At 50.4% G+C, this 13,647-nt stretch carries 8 protein-coding genes; 3 read left to right on the top strand and 5 right to left on the bottom strand.

The window, feature by feature from the left end; translation table 11 throughout:
* The first annotated feature begins 50 nt into the window (after window positions 1-50).
* Together H6F88_RS06940 and H6F88_RS06935 are read left to right on the top strand one after the other, a co-directional pair.
* Window positions 51-710, top strand: a complete 660-nt coding sequence (locus H6F88_RS06940) for an SDR family oxidoreductase (RefSeq protein WP_190642006.1) — start codon at window positions 51-53, stop codon at window positions 708-710.
* Between the two features lie 31 nt (window positions 711-741).
* A complete protein-coding gene (locus H6F88_RS06935; RefSeq protein WP_347277669.1) occupies window positions 742-1,452 on the top strand; it encodes a glycoside hydrolase family protein in 711 nt (236 codons plus the stop codon).
* A 29-nt stretch (window positions 1,453-1,481) separates the two neighbouring features.
* Here H6F88_RS06935 and H6F88_RS06930 read toward each other — a convergent pair whose 3' ends face one another.
* The gene (locus H6F88_RS06930; RefSeq protein ID WP_190642005.1) at window positions 1,482-2,027 is read right to left on the bottom strand and encodes a pyridoxamine 5'-phosphate oxidase family protein; all 546 of its coding nucleotides are present in this window, start codon (window positions 2,025-2,027) and stop codon (window positions 1,482-1,484) included.
* A gap of 47 nt (window positions 2,028-2,074) precedes the next feature.
* A complete protein-coding gene (locus tag H6F88_RS06925) occupies window positions 2,075-2,431 on the bottom strand; it encodes a metal-sensitive transcriptional regulator (RefSeq protein WP_190642004.1) in 357 nt (118 codons plus the stop codon).
* A 382-nt stretch (window positions 2,432-2,813) separates the two neighbouring features.
* Here H6F88_RS06925 and H6F88_RS06920 point away from each other — a divergent pair, with 382 nt between their 5' ends.
* A complete protein-coding gene (locus H6F88_RS06920; RefSeq protein WP_199333486.1) occupies window positions 2,814-3,962 on the top strand; it encodes an HhoA/HhoB/HtrA family serine endopeptidase in 1,149 nt (382 codons plus the stop codon).
* A 139-nt stretch (window positions 3,963-4,101) separates the two neighbouring features.
* Here the strand turns inward: H6F88_RS06920 and H6F88_RS06915 are convergent, their stop codons facing one another.
* The 3 genes from H6F88_RS06915 to rpoB form a co-directional block, all read right to left on the bottom strand.
* Window positions 4,102-8,139 (bottom strand): DNA-directed RNA polymerase subunit beta', encoded by a 4,038-nt coding sequence (locus tag H6F88_RS06915; RefSeq protein WP_190642002.1) that lies wholly within the window; start codon window positions 8,137-8,139, stop codon window positions 4,102-4,104.
* Window positions 8,140-8,242: 103 nt separating this feature from the next.
* Complete coding sequence (locus tag H6F88_RS06910) at window positions 8,243-10,117, bottom strand: DNA-directed RNA polymerase subunit gamma (RefSeq protein ID WP_190642001.1); 1,875 nt, start codon at window positions 10,115-10,117, stop codon at window positions 8,243-8,245.
* Window positions 10,118-10,227: 110 nt separating this feature from the next.
* Entirely contained in the window at window positions 10,228-13,527 is a 3,300-nt protein-coding gene (rpoB, locus tag H6F88_RS06905; protein WP_190642000.1) for a DNA-directed RNA polymerase subunit beta, read from the bottom strand.
* Between the last annotated feature and the right edge of the window lie 120 nt (window positions 13,528-13,647).

Genomic DNA, 13,647 nt, shown 5'->3' with positions numbered 1-13,647 from the left:
TTCATATTCATCAACTTATCAACGTTAATTCATCAACTTAAAGACAGACCATGAAAGCATTTGTAGCAGGGGCTACCGGTGAAACCGGACGGAGAATCGTGCAAGAGTTAGTTCAAAGGAATATACCCGTTCGGGCATTAGTGCGCGATTTAGAGAAGGGACGGCAGATTTTACCTGCTGAGGCTGAGCTAGTGGTGGGTGACGTGTTGCAGCTTGAGAGTTTGAAGGCAGCGATTGCCGACAGTACTGTACTCCTCTGCGCGACGGGAGCTAGCCCCAGCCTCGACCCAACCGGGCCTTACAAAGTGGATTACGAGGGCAGCAAAAACTTAGTAGATGCAGCTAAAGCGACTGGCATTGAACAGTTTGTATTTGTTTCTTCTCTCTGCACTTCCCAGTTTTTTCATCCGCTCAATCTGTTTTGGCTAATTCTGGTGTGGAAGAAGCGGGCAGAGGAATATCTGCAAAGCAGTGGCTTGCCCTACACGATTGTGCGACCGGGAGGGCTAAAAAACGAAGACAATAGCGATCGCATCGTCATGGCAAGCGCAGATACGCTGTTTGATGGCAGCATTCCCCGCACAAAAGTAGCGCAAGTCTGCGTAGAATCGCTCTTTCAGTCTACCGCTCGCAACAAAATTGTAGAAATTGTGGCAAAACCGGAAGCACCAGTGAAGCCATTTGAGGAGTTGTTTGCTAGCATAACTTGATTGAAATACAAGCAAAAAGGTAGCCGACTCAGTGCGTCCATCGCCCTCGCAAGCTTCCGAAAAGCTTTCAGCCGCCGAACGGGAGCAAAACTCTGGTTCATTTTGGCACTTTCTAATTATTTTGAGCATTGTGGGCATGAGTCTGACGCTCATGTCGAAGGATTGGCAAGGGAGTTTAACTGGACTACCCCTTGACTCCAACTGGGATGGGCATCCCATTCCTCTAGCAATGCGGGGCGGCGATCCCTATATTCGGGCGCTGATGCGAACGATTTCTGTGAGCGAGTCTAGCGACCCCCAGCCTTATTCGATCGTGTATGGGGGCGATCGCATTCAAGACCTCAGCAGCCACCCCGATCGGTGCATTCCAATCGTCGCTGGACCTAACCTGGGCGACTGTACAACCGCAGCAGGACGCTACCAGTTTCTCACAACTACCTGGCTGGAAAAGGCAAGAGAGTATCACTCTAAGCCCCCCGCGTTTCTATTTCGTAAAACCTATAGCTTTGCCCCAGAGTTTCAAGATGAGGTCGTTTACGACTGGCTTACCGACTCTCAAGCCTGGGGAGTTGACCTTTCAGCATTGCTTAGGTCAGGCAATATTGAAGAAGTTCTGCAAATTCTCTCAGGCACATGGACAAGCCTTGGCTATGGCATCGAAACTAACGCCATGACTGCCAGCCTGCCGGAGGTTTACTATGAATTACTTAAGGAAGAACTGCAAGCCGCAGGGCAATTTTGACAAGACAAACTGGCAAGAGGAATAAGCCGTCAATCACTAAAGATCTGGGTAGGTAAGCCGTCAATACTTTTCTGATTCTTGTCGTGCCAATATTGCTCGATGCCACTATCTCCCTTCTTTTCTGCCCAATTGATCAATGTTTCTCGCTGCTGCTTAAATTCATAAAGTGGCACTCCATAACCACAGGATGTTTGAGCTGCTTCAACCGTCAGCACAATGATCTGGCGTTCGCCAGGAGTGACATTAAACAACGGATAAAACTCCTGCCACTCCGGGTGCCTGGGACGAATCGCCTTGCCCTGCCCGTAGAGGCGCAAAATCAGTGGCTGCTCGGTGAAACTGCAAAACATAATCGTCATACGACCGTTTTCATGCAGATGAGCCGCTGTTTCATTGCCACTTCCAGTCAGATCTAGATAGGCAACAGTTTTAGAATCAATGCACCGAAAGGTATCGATGCCTTTTGGAGACAAATTTACTCGTCCTTCAGTTGGAGCTGATGCTGTGAAAAACAGCTTTTGCTCAGCAATGAATTCTTGCAAGGACGGAGTTAATTCACTGTAAAACTTAGCCATAAAAACTCAGCTATACCGAAGTCAATCCTACACTGACAGCATCAGAATTACGGGAGAAACCGATCTAAAGCTGACTTTAATTCTTCAATTTCAACCTCGATATTGCCTTGTTTGGCGGCTCGTCCAACGCATTCCGTCAAATGCTCGTCTAGTATAATTCGCGCAACCCGATCTAATCCTCCACGCACAGCGGCAATTTGCACTAACACATCTGGACAGGGGCGGCTCTCTTGCACCATGACCTTGATGCCGCGAATGTGCCCTTCAATGCGTGAGAGCCGATTAATAATCCGCCGTAAGGACTCTTGACTGTGAACGTGGGGATGGTTGGGCTGGTCTTCGTGAGCATGATCGGCATGGGAATGGTCGATCGCTGAATGCAAAGGTAACTCAGAAGCTGCCATGGTGGTACGATTGTTCACGTTTTCTCGATTCTATCCTAGTGCAGCTTCAACAAGGCCGCACTAGACACGGGTTTTCAGCTGGGTTCAAAATTATTCTCTCACACCTATTTCCTACAGACTGGACAACACAATAGCTAGAATTTGACTAGATAGAGCAACTCATAAGCGATAAGGGTGCGTTTTCGGGGGAACTGGTACTGCAATTCCGCTAAACGCACCTTCTCGAAGTGAGGATTGCTGTATCTCCTTTTGGGAGTTCTAGTCTTTTGGCTAGGGTGTGACCTAGTTCTTGACTCCTGATCAACCGAAGTTTGCTCAGCGGTTACAAGTAGACACTATGCAGATCTGTGATTTTTTCTCTCACTTACAACGCTTACGACCCATGATGACTCGTATCTTTGTGCTGTTTTTGGTGACAGTCTTGGCGTTTGGGACGCTTCAAGCTGCTCCTGCGTGGGCAATTCCAATCTCTCCGACTGGACAGATTCTGGCACAGGCTCCTTCTGCTGCGGCTAGCACGGAAAGTTTTGTAGCAGCGGCTGTCAATCAAGTCGGGCCAGCGGTCGTCCGGATTGATACGGAACGGACTATTACCCGTAGCGTTGATCCGTTTTTTAACGATCCATTTTTCCGCCGCTATTTTGGAGGAGCCGCACCTCAACCCTATGAAGAACGTCAAATTGGTCAGGGGTCAGGCTTCATCATCGACAGCAGTGGAATTATTGTGACGAATGCTCATGTTGTGGATCGGGCAGATAGTGTTCGGGTGACGCTCAAAGACGGACGCACGTTTTCTGGGGAGGTGCGGGGTTCAGATGAAGTGACAGATTTGGCAGTCGTCAAGATCGAGGGAGACAATTTGCCTGTTTCACCAGTGGGCGACTCAGATCAGGTACAAGTTGGAGATTGGGCGATCGCCGTTGGCAACCCGCTCGGACTCGACAACACCGTCACTTTAGGAATTGTGAGTACACTGAATCGCTCTAGTGCCCTCGTCGGAATTCCTGACAAGCGATTAGAGTTTATTCAAACTGATGCTGCTATTAACCCTGGTAATTCTGGTGGTCCGCTACTGAATGCACGAGGTGAGGTAATTGGAATCAATACAGCAATCAGAGCAAATGCGACCGGGATTGGTTTTGCAATTCCAATCAACCTGGCTAAGGAAATTACCGATCGCCTGGCTAGAGGTGAAAGCGTTTCCCACCCCTATTTAGGGGTACAGATCGCCACACTCACGCCGGACTTGGCAAAGCAGAATAACGACGATCCTAACTCCAGCATTGTCCTACCCGAAGTTAACGGGGTTCTGATTGTGGGTGTGATACAAAATGCACCTGCGGCTGAAGCTGGACTGCGTCGAGGTGATGTCATTACTCAGGTTGATGGACAAGCCGTGAGGACCGCCGACCAACTGCAAAATTTAGTTGATCGGAGTGGAGTGGGTAGAACGCTGCGGCTGAGAGTACAAAGGGGCGATCGCACCCAACAGGTTTCTGTTCGTACAGCCGAACTTCAACCCACTCCATAGCTTTTGCTTAGTACCAATTCCAAAAATTAAGGCAATAGATAGAAGGGCACCCCGCGCTGCGGGGTGCCCTAATTTTTAGAAAGGGTGAGGGCACTGCCCTCACCTTCTTACGTGATCTTTATAAGGTATGACTTCGAGTCTATTCCTCCTCGTCGTCCACCTCATCTTCAAAGTCGTCATCCAGGATGGGGGAGTAGGAGTCCTCTTCATCCTCTTCTGGACTTTCTTGGCTACCAAAGCTAAAGCCGGGGGGGCGACTGCTAATAGGCTCCAGTATCTCATCTCGTCCGCTACGCAAACCTTCTGGTGGTGGGAAGACATCAAAGCCTCCCTCTAACTCATAGGTACGAGCGGTGCGATCGTCTAAAACGACATCCTTGAGATCAACATCATCATCAAAGACGCTGCCATCAAAGCTTAGATCCAGGTCGGGGCTACCCACTTCTTCGTAAGCATTGAAGCCTGTACCCGCCGGAATCAAGCGACCGATGATCACGTTCTCCTTTAGTCCTCGTAACCAGTCTGACTTCCCTTCGATCGCTGCTTCTGTAAGAACCCTGGTGGTTTCCTGGAAGCTGGCGGCTGAGATGAAACTGTCGGTATTCAAAGAAGCCTTTGTGATACCTAACAGCATCGGGGTGTACTCAGCAGGCGCGCCACCCGTAATCGACATGGCCTCGTTGACTTGCTCAATTTGGTGCATGTCAACCAACTCACCGGGAAGCATACTGGTGTCGCCACCATCGTCCACTCTGGCTTTTGAGGTCATCTGCCGGACAATCACCTCAATGTGCTTGTCAGAAATGTCGATGCCCTGAGATTGGTAAACAGACTGAACCTCATTTACCAGGAAGTTTTGTACCCTCTCTAAGCTGATCAAGGCAGATTCGTGAACGCCCAGCGTTTCTCGATGCAGCTTGAAGAAGACTTCCAGAATTTCGTGAGGGTTAGCAGGACCATCGGTGAGGGGTTCAGCCGCCAATACTTCCTGACCATCTACAACGATGACGTTCTGTCCAGGTCCAATGGGATACTCCGTGATTACGCCGTCTGCTTCAATAATTTTGACTTCGACAGTTTCATCATCGCTGTAAACCACCTGAGCAGTGCCAGGACGAGCCGCTAGAATACAGGCTTCTTTGGGCTTACGAGCTTCCAAGAGTTCTTCAATCCGAGGTAGACCTTGAATGATGTCTCCCGTCTTCGTCCGCTCAAACACCAGGAGTACCAGGTTGTCACCCCGCTGCACCAGATCTCCATCATCAATATGCAGAACGGCACCCGGTGATACTCGATAAGGACGTGCAATTCGCAATGTCACCGCCTCGTCTGTCACTCGAACAACTTGACCAGAATCTTCTAGTCTGACTCCTGGTGCAATCTCTGTGGCTGCTACTAATAGATCACCTCGTTGCACAGTCGCCTTTTCGCCTTTCAGGTCTACCGTAACGCGGTCTACATCACGGACGACAAGAACTCGGCGGATTGCCTCCGCGCCTTCTCGAATACCGCGAATTTCTCCAGCTTCTTTACACTGAATTTCAGTACGAGCAACCACAGCACCCGGTGCAATCTGATCTCCATCTTTGACCAAGATGCGAGTTTGAGTACTGCCCTGAGTTTGGTCAGCTGATACATCTCGACGAATCACGAGTGATTCTAGAATCACTAGCTGCAAGCGCATTGAGTCTGGGTCAGATTCATCGGGAACAAGCTCGATGTCTGCTGCAAGCTGGGGAGCATCTTTGTCGATCTCTAACACCAGTTGAGTCCGCAGCAATTCTAAGCCTTCAACCGATTTCACCCGCTCTCCATCCTTGTAAGGAATGCGCTGGATCGCACGAAGCTGAATAGAGCGTCCCGATTCCTCGTTGGTCGATTCTTGACTCGGCACCGAAGGGATGTCAGGGACAGCAAACTCAGTCACGGGGCGCAGCAGCAGCGCTGGACCTTCAGGAGTTTCTACGTATTCGATGTAGCGCAAATCGCTGACAGACAGCCCTGGCATCACTTCTTGTCCTGGATTGGCGATCGAGCCATCCTTATTCATGACCGCTTCGGGATTGTCTGCCATGTGAAGTTCACCTGGCTTGATCACGATTTCGCGTAGAATATCGTTCTTCTGGGTAACTTCAACGACACCATTGCTTTGGCAGAAGATATCTTTAACAACCTCTGTGCCTGCCTCAACGTATTGACCGTCTTCGACTAGGAGCAAAGAGATGTCTTTGTTGACTTCGTGAGATTCTTCTGGAATCCACAGCAAGGTTCCACCGCTTACGACTTCATAACCCTGCTTAGCTTTGCCCCGCTTGGCAACCTCTACGCCAGAATATTTGATAATTCCACCAGTTTGGGTGCGGTAGCGATCGTCAATCAGTTCGGCAACAACCTGATTGTTAGTCACTTTAGTGCCAGGGGTGGCAATGAGAGAAAAGCGCTGGTTGTGAGGCGTTTCAATCAGGTAGTGTTCTCTACCCTGATAGCTCTCAGCATGTACCCGTGCCTGGTCTAGCAAAACAGAGGCCGTAATGATTTCGACTTCACGCCCACCTTTGCCTTCACTCTCTTGAGGAATCCGGACAACGCCACCATGCTCTGTGATGAGTTTGGTTTCTGCCAGGATGCTATTGGCATCAACGCGATCGCCATTTTTGACAACAGGCTCCGCTCCAGGTGGCAAGTTATAAACTTCACCTGAGAGAATCCAAACCAAACCGCCCCTTTGAGCAATTCGGGTGGTGTTACCCTGACGGTCTTTCTTTTCCTCAGGAACCAGATCAGCAAACTTCACTTCACCTGCCAGGTCGGAGGCAACGTCTTTAGTAGCTTTTTCAGTTACCTTACGAACGCGTCCCGCCGCAGGCATCTCAGCAATCATCTGCCCCGCTTTGACTGCAGTACCCTCTGGCGAAAAGAGAATAGAACCGGGAGGAATCGTAGTTGTTTCCTTTTGACCACTAGCCGATTCAACGCTGACATCAACCGTTGCCTCCATAATCAGCGCGTCTTCACCATGACGGGTGCGGAATGCCCGCGCTCTCAGCTGTTTGGGTTTTGATAGGCGAACCACGCCATCAAACGATGCCCGAATCTGAGGCACTGTCTCACCCGTAAACGTACCCCCCGTGTGGAAGGTCCGCATGGTCAGCTGCGTACCTGGCTCGCCAATAGATTGTGCAGCGATGATTCCGACTGCTTCACCCAGGTCAACCATATAGGCATGGGCTAAGCTCCAACCGTAGCAGTGCTGACAAACCGAGCGAGTAGCCTCGCAAGTGAGAGGCGATCGCACCACCACTTCACTCAGTCCTAACTTGCCTACCAACTGAGCCAAGTCATCAGAAATAGCCTGGTTTCGAGGTGCAACGACTTCACCCGTTTCTGGGTGGATAATGTCTTGAGCAATGACTCGACCCAGCAAACGGTCTTTCAGCGGAATCAAAACCCGTTCACCATCGGTCATACTGCGAACTGGAATACCTCGCTGGGTACCGCAATCCAGTTCTCGAATAATCACATCCTGAGAAACGTCTACCAAACGACGGGTGAGGTATCCAGAGTCTGCCGTTCTCAGCGCGGTATCGACCAATCCTTTACGCGCACCATAGGAGGAGATGATGTACTCCGTTACGGTTAAGCCTTCTCGGAAATTGGTTTTAATGGGCAAGTCGATGATTTCCCCTTGAGGGTTAGCCATCAGACCCCGCATTCCTACCAACTGACGCACCTGAGAAATGTTTCCTCGTGCTCCAGAGAATGCCATCATGTAAACCGAATTCAGCGGATCGCTAGATTCAAAGTGGCGCACCACTTCATCTTTCAGTTCTTCGCTGGTGTCGTTCCAAGTGTCAATTACTTTCTGGAAACGTTCGACCTCAGTAATATCGCCTCTGGTATAACGCGTTTCAGTTTGACGAATTTCTTCTTCGGCAGCTTCCAGTAGGCGACGCTTGCTAGGTGGAACCTGCAAATCATCTACACTAATCGACACACCCGCCTTGGTTGCGTATCGAAATCCCAAATCCTTCAGCTCGTCCGCCATTTGAGCAGTTCGTGCCGTGCCATAGTTGGTGAAAGCCCAGGCAATTAGCCTGCGTAGCTGTCCCTTATTGACGACGCGATTACGGAAAATAAATTCCTGCTCCTGCTTCTGAGTTGAGTTGTGCTCTGCCATTATTTGTCTCCGCCCCATAAAAAATAGCGATTAAGCAGTCAGCGATTAAGCTCAATTCAATAACTGAGTTGAAGCAAAACCGCTGACGACCGATTACCTCGGCTTAAACCAAGGCGTTTTGAATTGTTCGGTTGTAGATGATGCGACCGGGAGTAGTGCGAATGTATTGGGAAATACGGTTTCCGTCTGCATCCTCTCGAATCCGACGGAACTTGTAGTATCTCGTCACCGTACCATCTGGGGATTTTTCTTCTTTTAGCAGCTCATGACTACCTGCTCCCTCGTCCTCAACTGCCCCATCAAACCGCACCCAGACATAGGCATGGATGTCTACCTGACCCTGCTCATAGCCAAGAATTGCATCGTCCAAGGTAGAGAAGTAACGACCTTCTCCTTTTTGCTCAATTGGGTTTTCGGCTGTCAGGTAATAGCAACCCAAGACCATATCTTGGCTAGGCGTGACAATAGGTCGACCCGTCGCTGGGGAAAGGATATTGTTTGATGCCAACATCAACAGTCTGGCTTCAGCCTGAGCTTCTAGCGAGAGAGGAACGTGTACTGCCATTTGGTCACCATCAAAATCTGCGTTAAACGCAGGACAAACGAGAGGATGAATCTGAATAGCACGGCCTTCAACCAGAATTGGCTCAAATGCTTGAATACCTAAACGGTGAAGCGTTGGAGCACGGTTTAACATCACGGGGTGCCCCTCAATAACCTCCTCCAACACGTCCCAAACGCTGGGATCATTGCGCTGAATCAGTTTTTTCGCTGCTTTGATGTTGTTGACCAAACCCTGGCGAATCAACCGATGGATCACGAAGGGTTGGAATAGCTCGATCGCCATCTCTCTCGGCAGACCACACTGGTGAATCTTCAGCTTGGGTCCAACCACAATTACAGAACGTCCAGAGTAATCGACCCGCTTACCCAACAGGTTTTGGCGGAATCGACCCTGCTTCCCTTCAATAATGTCAGAGAGGGATTTGAGCGGTCGGTTGTTCGCACCGACAACAGTACGACCGCGACGACCGTTATCAATGAGCGCGTCTACGGCTTCTTGCAGCATCCGCTTTTCGTTGCGGACGATGATTTCAGGAGCCAAAATTTCCTGGAGACGAGCTAAGCGATTGTTCCGGTTGATAACTCGGCGATAGAGGTCGTTCAGGTCAGAAGTGGCAAATCGTCCACCATCCAACTGCACCATTGGGCGCAGGTCAGGTGGGATCACGGGGATCACCGATAGCACCATCCATTCAGGGAGCGATCCCGTCGCAATGAAGTTGTCAATTACCCGCAGACGCTTAATTAACTTGGCGCGTTTTTGTCCTTTTGCCGTCGCAATCTCTTCCCGTAACTGCTCCGCTTCCGTTTCCAGATTCAGATCTTGCAGTAAGCGCTGGAGAGCCTCTGCGCCGATTCCAACTTCAATCCCTGTAAGTTGAGAATCTTCGCTATAAAGCTGATCTTCAATCTCGATCCACTGATCTTCAGTGAGAAGCTGCTTATAGGTAAGATTTTCGGCGTTGCCAGGATTCAGCACCACGTAGGCGTTGAAGTAAACGATCTGCTCAACATCCCGCAGCGGCATGTCTAGCAAAATTGCCATGTAGCTGGGGATGCCCTTGAGATACCAAACGTGTGCAACAGGAGCAGCTAGTTTGATATAGCCCATGCGATGACGGCGAACGCGAGATTCCGTAACCTCTACGCCGCAGCGCTCACACACAATACCCCGGTGACGAACCCGCTTGTACTTACCGCAGTGACACTCCCAGTCCTTGGCTGGACCAAAAATTCGCTCACAGAACAAGCCGTCCATTTCCGGCTTTAGTGTCCGGTAGTTAATAGTTTCAGGTTTGGTCACTTCGCCAACCAACATTCCGTTAGGAAGAGTCCGCTCTCCCCACTGGCGAATCCGCTCGGGTGACGCTAGACCAATCTTGATATAGTCAAACCGCTGTTCTAGCTTCGGCATTGCTAATAATTTCCTCTTTATCCTGGCAATTCATACAAACCCGTTGTCAGGTACAAGCAGTCAGCTACGTGCAAGCTTTATAGCTGACTGCTGCCCTGACCATTAGCTGCCTAATCTTCCACTTCTTCCATCTCGTCGCGAGAAATCGATTCGTAGGTGGGGCGAGATGGAGTGCGGCGGTTGCTTACGTCTGCCATCAAGTCAACTTCAACATCCCGGCTCGTTCCGTCTTCCTTGGTTTCCAGCTTGTGGGCTGCAATGTCTAAGCAAAGGGACTGAAGCTCACGCATCAATACCTTGAAGGATTCTGGAGTTCCTGGTCGAGGAATTGCCTTGCCTTTGACGATCGCATTGAGTGCTTCGTTGCGTCCCTGCATATCGTCCGACTTAACGGTTAACAGCTCTTGCAGCGTGTAAGCAGCACCAAAAGCCTCCAGTGCCCACACTTCCATTTCACCAAAGCGCTGACCACCTTGCTGAGCCTTACCACCCAAAGGCTGCTGAGTAACCAGCGAGTAAGGACCTGTAGAACGAGCGTGAATCTTGTCATCGACCAGATGCACCAGCTTCAGCATGTAGGCTGCACCCACCGTGATGGGGCGATCGAAAGGTTCGCCGGTACGACCGTCATACACCTGAATCTTGCCTGGTGTATCGGGGTTAAACACCCAGTCTTGACCTGTTGCGGCTTGAGCTTCCTGGATCTTGCCGTGAGTCGTCGTTCGAGATGCCTCTTCGCCATACATTTCGTCGAAGGGAGTCATCTTGAACCGCACGCCCAGATTGTGTCCAGCCCATCCCAGCAAACATTCAAACACCTGTCCAACGTTCATCCGGGAAGGGACACCCAGAGGGTTCAGCACGATATCAACTGGAGAACCATCTGGCAGATAGGGCATGTCCTCCTTGGGCAAAATTCGAGAAATAATTCCCTTGTTGCCGTGCCGACCTGCCATCTTGTCGCCGACTTGGATCTTCCGCTTTTGGGCAACGTAGACGCGGACAACCATGTTTGCGCCAGGAGGCAGTTCGTCTCCCTGCTCACGGGTAAACTTCCGCACGTCTACAACGCGACCTTTTTCACCGTTGGGAACGCGCAAGGAGTTGTCGCGCACGTCTCTAGCTTTTTCACCGAAGATGGCTCGCAGCAATTTTTCTTCTGGCGGCTGGTCAGATTCTCCCTTAGGAGTCACTTTACCCACCAGAATGTCTCCTGCTTCGACCCAGGCTCCAATTCGGATAATGCCTTCTTCATCTAGCTGACGCAGGGCATCCTCACCGACGTTAGGAATTTCACGGGTAATCTCTTCAGGTCCAAGCTTGGTTTGACGAGCCTCAATTTCATACTTCTCAATGTGGATGGAAGTATAAACATCGTCGTAAACCAGACGTTCGCTAATTAGGATGGCATCCTCGTAGTTGTAGCCTTCCCAAGGCATGTAGGCGACGATGACGTTTTGCCCTAAAGCAATTTCACCGCCCTCAGTAGCAGAACCATCTGCCAGGACTTGACCCGTGACGACGCGATCGCCCACAAACACAATCGGTCGCTGATTTAGACAGGTGTCCTGGTTAGAGCGCTGGTATTTTTGCAGCAGATGCTCTACTTCTTTGCCTTCAGCATTTCTGACCCGAATGCGATTGGCATCTACATAAGAAATCTCCCCATCCAGTCGGCTAACGGTAACCATACCAGAGTCACGCGCTGCCTGAGCTTCTAACCCGGTACCTACCAGAGGACGCTCAGGACGTAGCAGAGGCACCGCTTGACGCTGCATGTTTGATCCCATCAATGCCCGGTTCGCGTCATCGTGCTCTAGGAACGGGATGAGGGAGGTCGCTACTGAGATGATCTGCACGGGGGAAACCGCCACGTAGTCCACCTCGGTAGGCGTTGTCGTGGTGAAATCCTGACGGTAGCGAACCGCTACAGACTCACCCAAGATGTAGCCGTTTTCATCCATGGGAATATCGCCCGGAGCAACCCGCAGATCGTCTTCCTCATCCGCTGTCATGTAGAGCGGCGACTGCTCCTTCAGAACCCGTCCATTCTCAACTGGATAAAAGGGTGTTTCGATGAAACCGTAAGAGTTGACCCGCGCATGGGTCGCCAGAGAACCAATCAAGCCTGCGTTTGGTCCTTCAGGAGTCTCAATAGGACAAATGCGACCATAGTGTGATGGGTGAATATCCCGCACTGCAAAACCTGCCCGTTCACGGGTCAAACCACCTGGACCCAAAGCACTCAGACGACGCTTGTGCGTTAGCTCTGCTAGAGGATTGGTTTGATCCATGAACTGTGAGAGTTGGGATGAACCAAAGAACTCTTTGATTGCAGCAACCAGAGGCTTGGGGTTAACCAGTGAAGCGGGAGTCAGAGAATCAGCATCAGAAACAGTCATTCGTTCTCGAATGATGCGTTCCAAGCGGTTCAATCCTACTCTCACCTGGTTTTGTAGCAGTTCACCCACCGAGCGAACTCGACGATTACCTAAGTGGTCAATATCGTCCACACTGCCAATATCAAATTCCAGGTTGATCAAGTAATCGATCGCCGCCAAGATATCTTGAGGCGTTAGCACCCGTGTTGCTTCTGGAACGTTAAGTCTCAGCTTGCGGTTGAGCTTATAGCGACCCACCCGCCCCAAGTCATACCGTTTGGGGTCAAAGAAGCGAGAGTCTAGAAGCTGCTGTCCACCCGAAACGGTGGGTGGTTCACCGGGACGCAGCTTCCGGTACAGTTCCATCAGCGCTTCTTCTTCGCTGAACTGCCCCTCTTTCTCAATTGTTTTCTGGAAATATTCGGGGTGACGCAGTGCATCAAAAATTTCCCCATCGCTCAAACCCAGTGCTTTAAGCAATACCTGAGCCGAGAGCTTGCGGGTTTTATCAATACGTACCCAAACTAAGTCATTCTTGTCAGTCTCAAACTTTAGCCAAGCCCCACGGTTAGGGATTAAACTCGCGTTGTAGGTGCGTCGCCCGTTTTTGTCAGTCTCGGCTTTGTAGTAAACCCCAGGACTACGAACAATTTGGTTGACAATGACCCGCTCTGCACCATTGATGATGAACGTTCCCCGATCGGTCATCAACGGTAAGTCTCCGATGAAGACTTCTTGCTCTTTAATCTCTCCGGTTTCTTTATTAATCAACCGGGTAGGGACATACATCTGAACGGCGTAGGTACTGTCCCGCCGTTTTGCTTCATCAACGTCGTATTTTGGTCGCTTGAGCTTGTAGTCCTTCCCCAGGAAGTGCAGCTCCAGTTTGCCTGTATAGTCGGTTATGGGTGAGAAACTTTCTAATTCTTCAATCAGTCCTTCTTCTAGAAACCAACGGAAACTAGCCCGCTGAATTTCAACTAAATCTGGTAGGGCGAAGGCGGGTGCAGTTTGGGTTAGGTTAGTCATGCGTCTCCTTGAACGGGTCACGCTCAGGGCGAGTCCCAGATATTATAGTATCTGTGTGGATATGTCAATGAAAAAATCAGACCTCAAAGCAAAGAGGACTGAAACTAACTTAGAGTTAGA

The sequence above is a fragment of the Oculatella sp. FACHB-28 genome (assembly GCF_014696015.1).
GTDB lineage: Bacteria > Cyanobacteriota > Cyanobacteriia > Elainellales > Elainellaceae > JAAUTN01.
The sequence above is the reverse complement of the archived record's forward strand: the minus strand, read 5'-3'. Positions and strand labels throughout refer to the sequence as shown.

Bases quoted from the DNA above. Each gene is read 5' to 3' on its own strand.
- H6F88_RS06940 (WP_190642006.1), top strand. From the start codon at position 51: ATGAAAGCATTTGTAGCAGGGGCTACCGGTGAAACCGGACGGAGAATC.
- H6F88_RS06930 (WP_190642005.1), bottom strand. From the start codon at position 2,027: ATGGCTAAGTTTTACAGTGAATTAACTCCGTCCTTGCAAGAATTCATT.
- H6F88_RS06925 (WP_190642004.1), bottom strand. From the start codon at position 2,431: ATGGCAGCTTCTGAGTTACCTTTGCATTCAGCGATCGACCATTCCCAT.
- H6F88_RS06920 (WP_199333486.1), top strand. From the start codon at position 2,814: ATGATGACTCGTATCTTTGTGCTGTTTTTGGTGACAGTCTTGGCGTTT.
- H6F88_RS06915 (WP_190642002.1), bottom strand. From the start codon at position 8,139: ATGGCAGAGCACAACTCAACTCAGAAGCAGGAGCAGGAATTTATTTTC.
- H6F88_RS06910 (WP_190642001.1), bottom strand. From the start codon at position 10,117: ATGCCGAAGCTAGAACAGCGGTTTGACTATATCAAGATTGGTCTAGCG.
- rpoB (WP_190642000.1), bottom strand. From the start codon at position 13,527: ATGACTAACCTAACCCAAACTGCACCCGCCTTCGCCCTACCAGATTTA.